At 37.5% G+C, this 16,630-nt stretch carries 8 protein-coding genes; 5 read left to right on the top strand and 3 right to left on the bottom strand.

What is annotated here, in order from left to right; translation table 11 throughout:
* Positions 1 to 5: 5 nt before the first annotated feature.
* Positions 6 to 1,880: a PspC domain-containing protein gene (locus tag SOLCA_RS18200; RefSeq protein WP_014681939.1), complete on the bottom strand. Its 1,875-nt coding sequence runs from the start codon at positions 1,878 to 1,880 to the stop codon at positions 6 to 8.
* A gap of 25 nt (positions 1,881 to 1,905) precedes the next feature.
* Positions 1,906 to 2,283 carry a PadR family transcriptional regulator gene (locus SOLCA_RS18195; protein ID WP_014681938.1) on the bottom strand — a complete coding sequence of 126 codons (378 nt, stop codon included), beginning with the start codon at positions 2,281 to 2,283 and terminating at the stop codon, positions 1,906 to 1,908.
* A gap of 416 nt (positions 2,284 to 2,699) precedes the next feature.
* Between SOLCA_RS18195 and SOLCA_RS18190 the strand changes: the two genes are divergently transcribed.
* The 4 genes from SOLCA_RS18190 (at position 2,700) to SOLCA_RS18175 (ending at position 12,809) form a co-directional block, all read left to right on the top strand.
* Complete coding sequence (locus SOLCA_RS18190) at positions 2,700 to 5,765, top strand: SusC/RagA family TonB-linked outer membrane protein (protein WP_014681937.1); 3,066 nt, start codon at positions 2,700 to 2,702, stop codon at positions 5,763 to 5,765.
* A 34-nt stretch (positions 5,766 to 5,799) separates the two neighbouring features.
* Entirely contained in the window at positions 5,800 to 7,332 is a 1,533-nt protein-coding gene (locus tag SOLCA_RS18185) for a SusD/RagB family nutrient-binding outer membrane lipoprotein (RefSeq protein ID WP_014681936.1), read from the top strand.
* Between the two features lie 714 nt (positions 7,333 to 8,046).
* Positions 8,047 to 11,169: a SusC/RagA family TonB-linked outer membrane protein gene (locus SOLCA_RS18180; RefSeq protein ID WP_014681935.1), complete on the top strand. Its 3,123-nt coding sequence runs from the start codon at positions 8,047 to 8,049 to the stop codon at positions 11,167 to 11,169.
* Positions 11,170 to 11,183: 14 nt separating this feature from the next.
* Complete coding sequence (locus tag SOLCA_RS18175) at positions 11,184 to 12,809, top strand: SusD/RagB family nutrient-binding outer membrane lipoprotein (protein ID WP_014681934.1); 1,626 nt, start codon at positions 11,184 to 11,186, stop codon at positions 12,807 to 12,809.
* A gap of 321 nt (positions 12,810 to 13,130) precedes the next feature.
* Here the strand turns inward: SOLCA_RS18175 and SOLCA_RS23275 are convergent, their stop codons facing one another.
* Positions 13,131 to 13,307 carry a hypothetical protein gene (locus SOLCA_RS23275; RefSeq protein WP_014681933.1) on the bottom strand — a complete coding sequence of 59 codons (177 nt, stop codon included), beginning with the start codon at positions 13,305 to 13,307 and terminating at the stop codon, positions 13,131 to 13,133.
* Between the two features lie 111 nt (positions 13,308 to 13,418).
* Here SOLCA_RS23275 and SOLCA_RS18170 point away from each other — a divergent pair, with 111 nt between their 5' ends.
* Positions 13,419 to 16,625, top strand: coding sequence for a SusC/RagA family TonB-linked outer membrane protein (locus SOLCA_RS18170; protein ID WP_042480142.1), 3,207 nt, complete (start codon positions 13,419 to 13,421; stop codon positions 16,623 to 16,625).
* Positions 16,626 to 16,630 lie beyond the last annotated feature (5 nt).

Genomic DNA, 16,630 nt, shown 5'->3' with positions numbered 1-16,630 from the left:
CTTTATTAAAAATCTTCACCATTTGATTTTTTATATTTTTCAACTTTCCAGGTGTCCTTACTATATGGATCTTTTGCATCTTTTCGTTTACGGATGATGATCTCATAAGGCTCAGAAACAGTATTGTTTCCATCTTTAATCGTAACCTGGGTTCTTATTGTATAATCACCATTATACTCTTCGTTAATATCCTGGTCGTTACTATCTATTGTGATGGTGCCACTCACTGATTTTTGTTTAAGACGTTCGTCAATTGCATTTCTGGCAATACGCTTGATAAAGTCATCAAGATCTTCAGAACGTTTAAATGCCGTTGGGTCATAACCATTTGAACATTTAATACCTGTTTCGGTAACAATCCATGATTGAGTAGTCATTTGATCTTCATCTCTGTCTTCGTTACATTCGTAGAAGTATGGATCGCGTAAGATAGAGTTCATATGCTTTTCTACAACGATCTTTTGTCCTACAGGTAATTGAAGAATAAGTTCTACTTCCTGAACTCTCCACAATCCTTCATTCTTTAACTCGTAATGACGATTAAAAGTTATTGAAGAATCTTTTTGCAGATAGTTATACAAGATATTTTGTGCATTGCTTATAGCGTTATCAAAGTTCTTCCCTTTAGATTTATAGACTTTAACAAGATGAGGTTTATTGTCAGGACTTTTCTCGACGCGAAGATTTACTTCGTCTAAGTCGAAATCATCACTATAATGAGAAATGCTTTTTCCGCTTTTTAAGGTGATATTAAAGCGAATGCTATCCGAGCCCGTTAACCATTTCTTATCGTCAGCGTATAAGTACCACACGTTGTTTTTTACCGGGGCTAAATCAATGGTCTGACGGATAGAAGCCTCTTCCTTAAATCCTGCTGCTGATTTACCAGCGTACACGCCAAATACAAGTAGTGCTATTACCCACACAGCAAGCATTGTAAAACCTGCAGTTTTATTCAGGAAGCTTCTGTTAAAAATGATTTTAGCACCAAGCCAGATTATAAAGATTGCCGGGATCAACACTAAAAAGAAAATAGAAAGTAATAAAGGCAATCTGAAGGTAGGCTCGATAAAGCGTAATGGAGGAATATTCTCCAGTCCGAATGCTTCAGCAAAAAGTACAGCCGCAGATCCGGTAACAATGGCAAATAGCGCTAATATTGCAGAACCAATTACGACTATCCCAATAAGAACGACAAATGCCTTGAGTCCCCATTTAAGAATACCTCCAAAAACTTCGAAAAAACGGTTTAGAAAGTTTTTTACACCAGAGTTGTTCTGAACCTCATTCAGCTTGTCGCTGGCAGCTTTTTTAATGGAAGCCAAGGTAGCAGCTTCACCTTTCATTGCCATTTTATCGGCAACCGTTTTAGCTTCAGGAACAGCCAGCCATAAGATAAAGTAAATTACCAAGCCGAATCCCCATGTTAAAGTTAATAAGGCCCAAATTAAACGAATCCAGGTTGGATCCGTTTCGAGGTAGTTGGCAACACCGGCGCAAACACCCCCTACAATTTGATTGTCTGAGTCGCGGAATAAGCGACGTTTAACTTTGGTTGAAAAAGCATCATTGATACCAGCATCAGTAAATGCTGAAGAGCTAGCAGGTTCTTCATCAATATCAAAGTCAGAAACTTTGCCCATTTTAGCGATAACCTCTTCAACATCCGCTAACACGATAACCTGTTTATTTTCACTTTTCAGCTTTTCATTGCAAAGCTCAGCGATACGATTTTCTATATCGGTTATGATCTCGAAGCTATCAGATGATGAGGCAAAGTGCCTTTTAACATCATTGATGTAGGATTTGAGTATTTCGTAAGCATCCTCCTCTATGTGAAAGATAATGCCACTTATATTTATAATTATCGTCTTGTTCATTTCTGTAGAGTTATAGGTTGTTCGGTTAGTTTGTTTCTCCTGTTTCTTGGTTGTTGTGGGGTTGATTTACCATTCCGTTTTTTGATGTGGTGGTTGTTACTGCATAAACCAGTTCTTGCCATGTTACATCTAACTGATCTAAAACCTTCTGACCATCTTCGGATAATTTATAATACTTTCTTGGAGGACCTGATGCTGACTCCACCCAGTTATAAACTAACAGGCCATTGTTTTTCAATCTCGTTAGCAGAGGGTAGAGCGTGCCCTCCACAACTAGCAGACGGGCATTACGCAACTCCTCCATAATATCAGAGGCATATATTTCCCCTCGGGAAATAATTGAAAGAATACAATACTCAAGTATTCCTTTCCTCATTTGGGTTTGCGTGTTTTCGATTATCATATTACAAAGATATATGTCTTTAATAATACTTTGCAATACATAGTACTAAATGTAACATGCATTTTACAAAATGATGCATATTTCATTTTGTATACAAAGAAATATATTTCTGATAGTTATATGAAGGAATGCCATTTCTGTTGCCATTTTTTCATTAGTAACGTTAACTATTAGCTATAATTTTAAAACTTCATAATGAAAAGTCGGTATGATCCGTCAAAAAACTTCGCATTTTCTTCTGGCGGTTCTCCTTTTTAGATAATGTTATCAAAATGGCAACAATTTTATAATTATTGTAAATAATACACTATTAATTAATCGTAACTAAAAAAAATGGGCTAGAAGTTTAAGGTGGATAAAATTTTGAAAATCAGATAATAATGCTAAATTTATTCTAGTATCTAAACGCTCTCAACATGAAAAAGTATCTACAAGTAATGCTTGTAGTGCTGCTGCTTGTAATTTCTGCAACAGCACTCGCACAACAACGTACCGTAACCGGTACTGTAATCTCTTCTGATGATAAGCAGCCATTGCCATCAGTTACTGTGCTAATAAAAGGGACGAATATCGCCACCCAAACCGATTTGGAGGGCAAGTACAGTATCAAAACATCAGATGGAGCAACCCTGGTTTTTTCTTATGTAGGTTATACCACCCGTGAGGTAACATTAGGTTCATCTAATGTGATCGACGTTACGTTAGTAACCGATAGCCGTATGATCGGAGAGGTCGTAGTTACCGCTTTGGGTATAAAAAAAGAAGCCCGAAGCGTTGGTTATGCTACTGGTCAGGTAAAAGGGGATGAATTGACACAAGCCCGTGAGGTTAATGTTGCAAATGCACTAGCAGGAAAAGTGGCTGGTGTTAGTGTGGCGAGTCCGGCTTCAGGCCCCGGGGGGGCCGCCAACGTAATTATCAGAGGATCTTCTTCATTAACAGGTTCATCACAGCCATTGTATGTTTTGAATGGAGTTCCAATGAATAATAGCAATTCAGGTAGTGCAATAGTAACAGGAGCTGCCAGCTCTGAAGGTTCTGCGGGACAATATGGTGGTGCCGACTTAGGTGATGGTATTTCAAATATTAATCCAGATGATATTGAATCTATTAGTGTACTTAAAGGAGCTGCAGCTGCTGCATTGTATGGATCAAGAGCAGGCGCTGGAGTAATTATGATCACTACAAAAAGTGGTAAAGCTCAAAAGGGTATTGGGGTTGATTTCAACTCAACTTACCAAATTGATGAAATCAATGATTTTACCAATTATCAATACGAATATGGTTCAGGCCATCAAGGCTTAAAGCCAACGACTATTGAAGAAGCACTTAATGATGGAGCTTCAAGTTGGGGAGCCCGACTTGATGGTTCAAATGTAATTCAATTAGATGGTGTGTCAAGACCTTATGTAGCTCAAAAAAATAATATAAAAGACTTTTATAGGACAGGCGGAACATTTACCAACACCATCGCTTTAACAGGAGGAACTGAAACAGCTACGTTCCGGTTTTCAGCAAGTAAAATGGATAATACTGGGGTTATTCCTAATTCATATTTAGACAGATGGAGCTTTAACCTTGGATCAACAGCTAAACTTGGCAAAAAAATAACAGCCAATGTAGTAGTAAATTATACAGTTGAAGACGCTAAAAACAGGCCAAACTTGTCTGATGCGCCGGGTAACTCTAACTTCGGTATTGCCTTTGTTGCTAACAGTATTCAAGCAAGTCAAGTGCTGGCGCCAGGCTACCATCCAGACGGCAGTGAAATTCAGTTTACCGGAAATACGTTTACTACCAATCCTTATTTTGCTGCTGAAAAATTTGTCAATAATACACATCGTAATCGCATTATTGCTAATGCAAGTTTACGGTGGAATATATTAGATTGGCTGTATATTCAAGGCCGCGTGGTTCAGGATGCATATAATGACCGATTTACTAATGTAACCCCAACTGGTACCGCTTACCGTGAATTTGGTGACATGAGAGATAACAGTGCGCGGTTCTCAGAGTTAAATGCAGATGCATTAGTAGGTATAAGTCACACAATAGCGAAAGATCTTACATTAGACGCTTCTGTTGGCGCAAACATGATGAAGCGCAGTAATGAACTAACCAATCTTTCCGGGTCAACTTTTTCAATTCCTTTCTTATATACTATTCCTAATACAACCAGTAAAACCAACGCTTACTTTGATTTTAACTCACGAATTAATTCAGTTTATGCTACAGCTGATTTGGCATACAGAAGCTTCCTTTACCTAAACCTTTCATTACGTAATGATTGGTATTCAACATTAGCTTCTCCAACATCAGATAAGATATCTTACTTATACCCTGCGGTAAGTAGCTCATTCGTTTTCTCAGAGTTCCTGAAATCAAATACACTTAGTTATGGTAAAGTGAGGGTAGGTTATGCTGAAGTTGGAGGTGGTGGAGAACTGCCTTATCAAACAACACTTACCTATAACATTGCCGGTACTATTAATGGAGTTCCGATCGGGCAAATAGCTAACGGTTCAATTCCAAATGCAGGGTTGAAACCAAGAGCGATCAAGGAATTTGAAGCAGGTACTGAAGTTAAATTCTTCCAAAATCGTTTGGGAATCGACCTTACTTATTATAACAAACAGATCAATGATGACATTGTGCCTGTTACTACTTCAGTTTCTACAGGTTATCCTTCAGCTGTATTAAATGTTGGTAAATTGAAGAATACCGGATGGGAATTAATGTTAACCGGAACACCAATTAAAAATAATGATTTCACCTGGAATGTTTCCTTTAACGGATCAGTGAATAATAGTGAAGTAGTAAGCCTTGCTAGTGATTTAACGAGTATACAAATAGGTATTGGACGTACTGAAACTGCTTTTATTCAACAAATAGTTGGTAAGGAAGCTTCACAGGTTATGGCTTTTGATTATAGCAGAGACGAAAGTGGAAATATTTTGAGAGATGCTAATGGCGTGCCTTTGCGTGGAAATTTAATTGCTTACGGTTCGGGTAATTATAAATATAATACCGGTTTAAGCAATGAGTTCTATTATAAACGATTCAATTTATCATTCTTGATAGATGGTAAATGGGGTGCTAAGATCTTTTCAGGTACCAATGCTTATGCAACAGGAGCTGGCTTAACCCAGGCAACACTAATTGACAGGGATAAATCGGGTTTTGATGCTCAAAGTTATTATGCCAATTTCGGTTCCAATGTATCCGGACAATTTGTGGAGGATGCAAGTTTTATAAAATTACGTCAGGTAATTCTTGGTTATGACTTCCCTCTTTCAATGTTCAATAATAAGATTCAAGGGTTAAAGATCAGTTTCGTTGCACGTAACCTTGCGGTATTAATGAAACATACCTCCAATATTGATCCTGAATCAAACTATAACAATTCGGCTGCACAAGGATTGGAACTGGCAGGAGTTCCATCAACCAGAAGTTTTGGTTTAAACTTAAACTTCAAATTCTAGCAGTAGGTGATGACTTATTTAAATTGAAATTCTCATGAAAAATATATATAGAAAACTGTTCTTTATAGTCGCTTCCATTACTGTTGTAACGGCTAGTTGTACTAGTGATTTCGTAGATCTAAATACAGATCCAACAGGAGCGTCAGGGCAAACAGTTGATCCCAATCTGATACTTTCAAATGCTCAAGTAACTTATACTGGTTCAACCGACTTTTCTTATGAAACTTGGCGAGCCAATTTGATCTATTGCTCTATGATGACACAGCAACTTGCATCGGTAAATGGTTACTGGGTAGGAGATAAAACCAGAAGAAATGATGCTTATTTATCTGCCTATTGGGAAAAATCATATTCCGAACAAGTTAAAGCTGTAGTTGATTTATTAGCGTTAACTAAAGACAAACCTCAATATGCCAATTTGTATCAGGTCGCTCGCATAATGAAAGTTTTTACCTTTCATCGCATAACCGATTTATATGGAGATGTTCCATATTTTCAGGCGGGTCGTGGTTATTATGATCAGGTCTTAACACCTGTTTATGATAAGCAACAAGATATCTATATGGATATGCTGAAGGAACTTGATGAGGCCTCTCAGGCTTTGGATGCTTCTGCTGGAGGTGCTGTAGTCAATGATTTGGTGTATCAGGGCAATATTGATAACTGGAAAAAACTAGCTAATTCATTAGAGCTGCGTTTAGCAATGCGTTTGGTTAAAGTTGATGCTGTCAATGCTAAAGCATATGCCGCTAAAGCAATTGGAAGAGGAATTTTAGACAATGAGAACCAAGATGCTATTGTTTTTGGAGATGAAGCAGGTGATCGCTTAACAAAAAACAGGGTGTCGCAAGTAATATTGCAAGGGTATGAGCGCACCGCTGATCGGGTTTCTGCTACTTTTGTTAATTGGTTGAAATCTAAGGGTGATCCTCGTTTAGCTTTATTTGCCGAAAACCCAGCAACGGGAAGTCCTGCAACCGCAACCTCAATAGGTATGCCTAACGGTTACGACTTGGGTGGGGTTAAAAGTATTGAAACAGCCCCCGGCTATCCAGGATCACTAGATGGTTACGTTCAACCTGCCACTAAAACCTTATTATTTAACAGCCCAACCTTTTTTATGACGGCATCTGAAGCACAACTTTTAGCTGCAGATGCAGTTCAGCGTGGTTATGTTTCTGGTGATGCCACTACCTATTTCAGGAAAGGAGTGTCTTTGGGAATTCGCGCCTTTGTTCATTATGGCATTGCTGTTGACTTAGCCGCTGCTGATACTTATGCTAATGGTTTAACATTAAGTAATCCGGAACAAGATATTAATGAGCAAATTTGGGCTACTTGCGGAACAACCTATAACTTCTATGAATCATACGCCAACTGGAGAAGAACAGGTATTCCTGCATTAACGCCAACCGATTATCCAACATCAGTTATTGGTGCGGCTATTCCAAGACGCTTCACTTACCCTGTCGCTGAACAGTCTGTGAATGGTGCTAATTATCAGGCTGCGGTAGCGGCTTTAACAGGAGGAGATGTTCTTACGAGCAGGGTTTGGTGGGATAAATAAGTTGTTCTTTTAATAGATTTTAAAGAGGCTGTCTAGAAAAGGCAGCCTCTTTGTTTATCCACTACGCAGCATGCAGATTGAATGGAGCATCCTACAGAACTTAGTTGAATAAAGCAAAGGTTGATACAGCTATAGGTGTCAATGTCTTGACAAAGAAAATACAAAAATCTGGTGGGCTAAATAATTATTGATGTACAACTTTTAATGAGAAAAGGCTGCATTTATGCAGCCTTTTTTAGTAGTGCATATTGTGCATTTTGTTTCCGGAATAACTCAAGTTTTTTAAAGAATACTAGTGTTGATAAAGAATTTAGTCACCTGTTTTAAATCAAATTTAAGCCCCGGTCATAAATAGCCGAGGCTTAAATTATTTTGCATGAAATTTAGAAATTGCAATTTTTTTGCATCTTTTGTTGCTAAAACGGCAAAAATGGCCAAAAGTTCCAATGCAAAAAAGATATTAAAACAATGTTTTTATTGAAAATAATATATTAAAAATGCTGTTATTGTAAATATTTGATAATCAGTTTAAAGTGTACATACTACACAATCAAAAAAAATTATTTGCATCTTATCTATTGAAAATTAATTAGTTATGTATAATGTTTCTTATAAAAAATATTAAATTGTCAAATGTTCATTGCAAAAATTTTAATTCTATTTTGCTGAGTATAAAAAAAATATAATTTTACTCGCATTAATATTTCCAATCGTATGAAACAGTTTCTACTTAAACTCATGTCACTGCTGTTGTTATTAACAACCGCAGCGTATGCCCAAGACCGTACCATAACCGGTACGGTAACTTCGGCAGAAGACAATCAACCGATGCCCTCGGTTACCGTTTTAATTAAGGGCACCAACACTGCTACACAAACAGATATTGATGGAAAGTATTCTATCAAAGCAAATGCAGGCAGCACATTAGTATTCTCGTTTGTGGGTTATACTGCACGTGAAGTAAAATTAGGTTCATCAGCAACCATTAACATTCAACTAGTTACTGACTCTAAGCAATTAGGTGAGGTAGTAGTAACCGCTCTTGGTATTAAGAGAGAGAAAAAAGCTCTTGGATATTCTATGCAAGAATTGAAAGGAGATGCTTTAACTGAAAGCCGTGACCCAAATATGGTGAATGCTCTTTCTGGTAAAGTGGCCGGTTTGCAAATTAAACAAAACGGAACCGGACCAACTGGTTCTACTCGCATTGTTTTAAGAGGTAACAACTCTTTAGGAAGCAACAATCAACCATTAGTAGTTGTGGATGGAGTTCCAATTGATAACTACTCGGGTAATACTGCCGATTTCTGGGGTAACAAATCAATTGACAAAGGTTCTGGTATCAACGACGTTGCTTCTGATGATGTTGAATCAATTTCTGTATTGAAAGGCCCAGCTGCTGCAGCACTCTATGGATCAAGAGCTGGTAATGGTGTTATCATGATCACCACCAAAAAAGGTAAAAAAGGATTCTCTGCATCATTGAGCTCGTCTTTAACTGTAGATAACCCAATGCAAACTCCGGACTTCCAAAATGTATATGGGCAAGGTACTTTAGGTGTGTTTAATGCTAATGCAACTGGTAGCTGGGGCCCTAAAATGGAAGGTCAACAGGTTACTGATTATACTGGTAAAAGTGTTCCTTTCTCAGCCGGAAATAATAACTTAAATGACTTTATCGAAAAAGGTAATACCTGGACTAACAACTTTGAAATGAGCACAGGTAATGACAACACCACTTTCCGTGCTTCATTAATGAGAGTTGATAATAAGGGTATTGTTCCTAACAGTGGATTTAATAAAACTTCATTTACATTAAGAGGTACTGGTAAACTGAATGAGAAATTCTCAACAGATGCCAAAATCTCTTATTCTAATCAAAAAACTGAAAATCGTATTAAGGTTGCTGGTGACCCTGATAACATTTTCAGAAACTACCTTTTAATGCCTCGTTCAGTTCACTTCTCTGATTTGCGTTCAACCGATGGATATGCTTTCCCGGCGGGTGCTCAAATGGATGGCGTTAATGTTACTGGTAAACCATTATCATGGACCTCAAACTATGCTGGTTTAGTAAGAAATCCATACTGGGCTGCTTACAACAACACCAATAACGACCGTCGTAACCGTTTTATGGGTTTCTTGTCGTTTAAATATGACTTAAACAGTTGGTTAAACGTACAAGTTCGTCAAGGTATGGATATGTATAATGCGCAGTATAATATGCGTCAGGCTACAAACACTCCTTACTGGGAAACATCAGGTACTTATATCGTTAATGATGAGAAATTCTATGAATCAAACACTGATTTCTTAGTATCATTAAATAAAAACATTTCACCGGCATTAGGTTTTGTTGCAACTGCAGGTGGTAACACCATGTATCAAAGAAGTAACTTAATGGTTGGTGATGCAAACGGTTTATTTATCCCTAACTTCTTTAAGTTAAATAACGGTTTAAATCAAAGAGTAGCAGATACAGAAGCACGTAAACGTATCAATTCGTTATATGCAACTGCATCGTTGTCTTACAACAACTACTTATATCTAGATTTATCTGCAAGAAATGACTGGACTTCAACCTTAAGCCCTGATAACCGTTCTTATTTCTATCCATCGGTTGGTGCTAGCTGGGTAATCTCAGAAATGTTAGAGCGTAAAGGAAGCAATTTAGGTCCATTCTCATACGCTAAAGTTCGTGCTTCTTGGGCACAGGTTGGTAATGATGCATTACCTTACCAGTTGTTAAACTACATGGATATTGCAGTTGACAGAACAACCGATCCAAACGGTAACATTATCCCAGTAATCAATGCAAATGCTTCAAACACAAAAGCATTGTATGATTTGAAAAACGAAACAATCGAATCTTATGAGTTTGGTGTAGAGTTAAAGGCTCTTCAAAACCGTGTAGGATTAGATATATCTTATTATAACAAAGATTCAAAAAATCAGATTCTACGTGTACAAAGTTCAGGTGCAGATGGTTATGAGTATGAGTACATGAATGCAGGTTTGGTAAATAACAAAGGTATCGAAGCCGTATTATTTGCTAACCCTGTTAAGTCTGGTAAGTTCAACTGGGATGTAAGCTTAAATTTTGCTAAGAATACTAACAAAATTGTAGAGCTAACAGATAAAAGTAAAGTTCAATTCTTAAACGATAACAGTACCGGAGGTTTCCTTCAAATTGTAGCTAAAGAAGGTGGTGCTTATGGTGACTTATACGGTAGGGCTTATATCCGTGATGCACAAAATAACATTGTTGTTGACGAAACAGGCTTACCTACTTTCACTACTGAATTTGTTAAGTTAGGTAATTTCAATCCTCAGTGGATGGCAGGCTTAAATAACAACTTCAATTTTGGTGATGTAAGTTTAGGTTTCCAGGTTGATATGCGTTATGGAGGTAGTGTTTACATGGGTTCTATCAGAAGTGGTATGACTGCTGGTACATTGGCAGGAACTCTTGAGGGTCGTGATAAAATGCTTGTTGATGGTGTTACATCAACTGGAGCTAAAAACACGGTTGAAACAACATCTCAAAACTACTGGAACAGATTAGATGGTGGTGCTGAGCCTTGGATTTACGATGCAACAAACGTTCGTTTACGTGAAGTAACTCTTGGCTACCGTTTCCCGAAAGGATTAATGAGCAAATCTCCTTTTGCTTCTGCTAAATTAAGTCTTGTTGGACGTAACTTGTTCATGATTTATAGCAAAACTAAAGGTTTTGATCCTGAATCAGGATACTCAAATGGTAACGCTCAAGGTATTGAGTTTGGTAGCATGCCTACTTTACGTAGCCTAGGATTTAACCTTAACGTAACATTTTAATCGGAGAATTGAACATGAAAAAACATAATATATCAAAATGGCTTTTAGCTTGCACTGTATTTTTAGCAAGCTGTGAACAAGGCCTTGATGGACTGAATGATAACCCTAACAGACCGACTCCGGATATGTATGATTTTAACAAATCTGCATTAGGAACGGTATTAAGATATGGCGCTGATTTAAACTTTCGTGGTGATGGAGGTATGACTGGTGCTGCCCATTTACATGAGCGTATTAAAAACCTTAACATCGACTTTTACTCACAATATATCAATCCATCTGGTGGTTGGACAACAAGAAACTACACTCCAAATAATGGATGGAATGCTGATTTCTGGAAAGGTCATTACCAATGGTTAAGCGCAGTAAACACAATTATTGCTCAAGGTAAAGACATTGCGGTTCGTCAGAACAGTGTTGCTTTAGCAAGAATCTGGAGAGTGTATGTTCAATCTCAGGCAACAGACTACTTTGGTCCGATTCCTTTTCCTAAAAGTCCAGCTGATCAAACGCCAGACTATGAATCACTAGAGAAGCAGTATGCATTCTTCTTCACCGAACTTGATGAAGCTGTAAAACAGTTTAATCCAGACGGGGATTTCCTTACTGTTGAAGACCAGATTTATTTTGGTGACATGACTAAATGGAAGCAATTTGCAAACTCTTTGCGTCTTCGTTTAGCAATGAAATTATCGGAAGTAAACCCTCAGTTATGTAAGGCCCAAGTAGAAGCAGCACTTACTGCATCAGGCGGTTTAATGCAAGCTGGTGGTGATGCGCGCATTGCAGGTACCAGTGGATGGGGTAATGCTTATAATTATTTTATGTATCAGGTTAGCTGGGGAGAAAAAATGTCAATGACATCTACCTTTGCAAAAATTCTTACAGGAATAGGTGGTATTGCATATGATGGAAGCGCAACTACCGCTCCTGCAGTAGTTGACCCACGTGGTTCAAGATATTTTGATCCAAGCATTAACGGGAAAAAATGGACTGGAGTTTATCCAGGTTTACCAAGTGATGAGCATGTGAATATCGGCCCAAACAATTCTTATATCAGTGAGATCTATGTGATTCCTAATGATAAGAAAAAGATTGACTTGTTCCTGTTTCCTGAGGTATGTTTCTTGGTTGCAGAAGCAGCGGAACGTGGTTTTGTTTCACAAAACGCTAAGCAATGGTATGAAGCAGGTGTAAAAGCTTCATTCGCAGCATGGAGCGTACAAGGAGCAGATAACTACTTATTATCTAATGCTAAAAATGGGTGGGGTACTTCGGCTAATTATGATGATAATACTGGTGCGGGTAACACTCGTTTAGAAAAAATCATTACCCAAAAGTACATTGCTAACTATCCTGATGTTTCTTATCAAGCTTGGAATGACAAACGTCGTTTGAACTTGCCTGCATTTGATGTTCCTAAATACCGTGATCCGGGAGCTGGTACATTCCCTGCTGGAAATGATATCAAAGATGCTAAGAACTTTATTAGCCGTCAGATATTCCCTCAAAGTGAAGCATTGAACAATCAAGCTAAATATGCAGCAGGTGTTCAATTGCTAGGTGGAGCAGACAAAGTTTCAACTAACTTATGGTGGGACTTGGATAAAAACTATTCAACTTCAGTGCAAGCACAGTAATAGATTGTAGTAATTTTTTAAAAGCGCCTTAAGAATATTTTTCTTAAGGCGTTTTTGTTTTCCCTTTACGTTTTACTTATGGAAACAGCGATGTAACTACTAATCCTAATGTAAGAGCTGTTTATGGTAATGGCCAATATGTAAAAACGGAAAATGTTTGGTGGGCCGGCGGAACTAGGTAGCAAGCCACAGTTTTTGTATTGGTTAAGAGTCATTTAACTTAGAACTAATTTTATTCAGACCCTGAAAGAAAAATCTTTCAGGTTTTTTGCTGATTAAAAGCTCACCCATGATAAAAGTCATTGAATATTTTTGAGTACGTCAGTTACGATCTTTTAACACATTTGTTGTGTAACAAACTTGATTCATTTTGATCTCGCCTGTAACAAAATAACCGTTAGTTACTCTATTTTCAGACTTTTTTGTCTCTAAATATTGTTTTGTAATTGTCCATAAATCAGCTTTTTGATTGCTTATTATTGCTTTTTTTAGTTCCATGTAAAATATTATTTTGTGCTTAGTATACAAAAAAGAATGTAACGAGTATGTTGCATGCACTTGTATTACTCTAAATATTCCAATAGTTTAGAGGCCTTAAAATTTAGTTATATGAAGAAAAGGTTACTCTATTTCATCATGGCATTTGTATTTATCGCAAATGTTGTGATGGCTCAGACCCGTACTGTTACTGGTACGGTAACTGACAAATTAGACGGGGGCCCCATCCCCGGCGTGAGCATCCTAGTAAAAGGAAGCTCAATTGGAGCCCAAACTAACGCAGAGGGTAAATACTCTATTGCGGTTCCTCAGGGTGGAACTTTAGTATTTAAGTTTGTAGGTTATTCCTCAAAGGAAATTACTTTAGGTTCGTCAAATACTGTGAATGTTGCTTTAGAAGCAGATTCAAAACAATTAGGTGAGGTTGTTGTAACCGCTTTAGGTATTTCTCGTGAGAAAAAAGCCTTAGGTTATTCAGCAAGTTCAATTTCTAAAGAAGACATTACCAAAACTTCTCCTGTAAGTATGATGGATGGATTGCAGGGTAAAGTTGCTGGTGCTGAAATTTCTTCTCAATCAGGTTCGCCAGGAGCATCTTCAAAAGTAATCTTACGTGGCTATGCTTCACTAACGGGTAACAATCAACCGTTATATGTAGTGGATGGAGTTCCTATTAGTAACTCAGCTTCTACTAATGCTTTAGGAGTGGCAGCAGGAGCATCTACTGGTACTTCAATTTCTAGAACGACTGACTTTGGTAATGGTTCAAACGATATCAATCCAAGCGACATCGAATCAATGACCATCCTTAAGGGTGCAGCAGCAACCTCTCTATATGGTTCTCGTGCCGCAAGTGGGGTTATTGTTATTACAACTAAGAGTGGTAAGGCTGGTAAAACTAAAGTTGATTTCACAACTTCTTCAACGTTTTCAAATGCTTTATTTACACCAACATTACAAAGCAGAAATGGTCAGGGATGGAGTGGTGCATTTGATAGCCATGAAAATGGTTCATGGGGTCCAGCATTAGATGGAGTTAATCGTCCATGGGGTAATGCTGTAAACGGAGAGCAACTATCTAAGCCTTATGTTGCTAATACTAATCGTTTCAAAGATTTTTACACAACAGGAAATGAATTCAATAATACTATCGCGATCAGTGGTGGTACTGAAAAAAATTCATTCTATTTATCTTACGGTAATATTGCAAGTGACGGTATAGTTCCAACGGATGCAGATTCGTATAAAAGAAATACGATTGCATTAAGAGGATCTACTATGTTAGGTGGTTTAAAAGCTTCGGCATCGTTGAATTATGTTAATCGTAACGCGAAAGCAGTAAGTACAGGACAAGGAACCACCACTGGTGCTACTTTATTCCAGGAGCTTATTCAAACACCTGTTGATATCAACATTTCGTCATTAGAGGATTACAAAAATGTATACTATAATGTTGATAACTACTTTACCCCTTATGCGCAAAATCCTTATTTTACTGTAAACGAAAACGGTAATAATTTCAAAAGCGACCGTTTCTATGGAAACACTGCTTTAGATTATAAATTTGCTAATTGGATTTCAGCAAGCTGGAAATTAGGGGTAGATATTACCAACGGTAGGTTAAAAGACTGGCAAGCTGTGGCAGCTCCAAAAGCAGGTACTCCTAATGCAAGCAAAAAAGCATTAGTAGGTGGTGTTCAGGAAAACAGTAATTACAGCGCTGAGTTAAATACTGATTTCATTGTAAACCTTGAGAAAAAGATCAATAGTGATTTTACAATCAACGGTTTGGTGGGTATAAACGTTAATCAACGCGATAATCGTATTGTAAATACTCGTGTTGAAGGATTAATTTTAGATGGTTTCTATGATCTTTCTAACTCTGCAAATTCTCCAAATTCATCTTCGTTCTATTCAAAACGTAGATTAGTTGGTACATATGCACAGGCAAACTTGTCGTATAAAGATTATTTATACCTTACTTTAAATGCTCGTAACGACTGGTCTTCAACGCTTCCTAAAGATCAAAACTCTTTCTTCTATCCAGGAGCTAACTTAGGTTTTGTAGTTACTGATGCATTCAAAAGTTTACAAAATTCTACCATTTCTTTTGCAAAACTTCGTGCAAGTATTGGTAAAACAGGTAATGATGCCCAACCTTATTCAGTTGCAAACTACTTAACAGCAGGTAATGTTGGATTAGGGTTTGGTAACCTTGTTTTCCCAATGAATGGTGTTGGTTCGTTTGAAGTAAGCAATCAGATTGGTAACCCTCAATTACGCCCTGAGTTAACTACAGAATGGGAATTAGGTGCTGATTTACGTTTCTTTAACAACCGTGTAGGAATTGATGTTGCTTACTACGATAAAACTACTAAAGATCAAATCTTAGCAGTTCCTATTTCAGCAGGAAGTGGTTACACAAGCCGTATTACTAACTTTGGTAAAATCCAAAATAAAGGTGTTGAGTTAGCGCTTAATATAACTCCTATTAAAGGACAGCATTTTGGATGGGATTTGACTTATACTTATTCTAAAAACAATAATAAAGTATTAGAACTTCCAAATAGTTTAACTGAAGTACAATTGAACACTGCATATGGTGTAGACTTAGTAGCAATGGTTGGTCAGCCGTTAGGCTTGATCAAAGGTCATGCTGCGAAAACTACTCCTGATGGTAGAGTTATTGTGAATGCCTCTAATGGTCTTCCTTTGGTAGCTCAGGATAAAGTTGTTTATGGTGATATCAACCGTAAATTCTCTATGGGTTTAGTAAACAAATTTACTTATGATAATTGGGCTCTAGGTTTCTCATTTGATTTCCGTAAAGGTGGTTTAATGTACTCATACACCTCGCGCTTAAATTACTTTGTGGGTAATGCAGTAAATACTACGCTTAATGATCGTAAGCCGTTCTTAGTTCCAAACTCAGTTAATGAGGTTATTGGTTCGGATGGTAAAGTAACAGGTTATGTAGAAAATACTACAGCAATTGGTATGGCGAGCATTGCTGATTACTTCAACCAGACAAATAATAATAGTATGTCAAGAGAATTCGTACTTGACAAATCATTTATTAAAATGCGTGATCTTTCATTGACATATACTTTCCCTAAATCAATGGTAAGTAAAATCGCTGCAAGTAATGCTAGTGTGTCTGTTTTTGGTCGTAATTTATTTGTTTGGGTTCCTAAAGAAAACTCATTTATCGACCCTGAGGTTTCAACATTCAGCAATGACTTATCTGGTGAGTTCGGTGAGTTTGGCGGTGGCCCAAGTGTTCGTTCATTCGGTGTATCATTAAAAGTGGGTTTCTAATATTT

It is taken from the genome of Solitalea canadensis DSM 3403, from assembly GCF_000242635.2.
Classification (GTDB): Bacteria; Bacteroidota; Bacteroidia; order Sphingobacteriales; family Sphingobacteriaceae; genus Solitalea; species Solitalea canadensis.
This window is presented reverse-complemented; position numbering and strand designations above follow the sequence as displayed.

What these genes read in the sequence shown, in the direction of transcription:
- SOLCA_RS18175 (WP_014681934.1), top strand. Translation starts at nt 11,184, where the DNA reads ATGAAAAAACATAATATATCAAAATGGCTTTTAGCTTGCACTGTATTT.
- SOLCA_RS18170 (WP_042480142.1), top strand. Translation starts at nt 13,419, where the DNA reads ATGAAGAAAAGGTTACTCTATTTCATCATGGCATTTGTATTTATCGCA.
- SOLCA_RS18200 (WP_014681939.1), bottom strand. Translation starts at nt 1,880, where the DNA reads ATGAACAAGACGATAATTATAAATATAAGTGGCATTATCTTTCACATA.
- SOLCA_RS18185 (WP_014681936.1), top strand. Translation starts at nt 5,800, where the DNA reads ATGAAAAATATATATAGAAAACTGTTCTTTATAGTCGCTTCCATTACT.
- SOLCA_RS18180 (WP_014681935.1), top strand. Translation starts at nt 8,047, where the DNA reads ATGAAACAGTTTCTACTTAAACTCATGTCACTGCTGTTGTTATTAACA.
- SOLCA_RS18195 (WP_014681938.1), bottom strand. Translation starts at nt 2,283, where the DNA reads ATGATAATCGAAAACACGCAAACCCAAATGAGGAAAGGAATACTTGAG.
- SOLCA_RS18190 (WP_014681937.1), top strand. Translation starts at nt 2,700, where the DNA reads ATGAAAAAGTATCTACAAGTAATGCTTGTAGTGCTGCTGCTTGTAATT.
- SOLCA_RS23275 (WP_014681933.1), bottom strand. Translation starts at nt 13,307, where the DNA reads ATGGAACTAAAAAAAGCAATAATAAGCAATCAAAAAGCTGATTTATGG.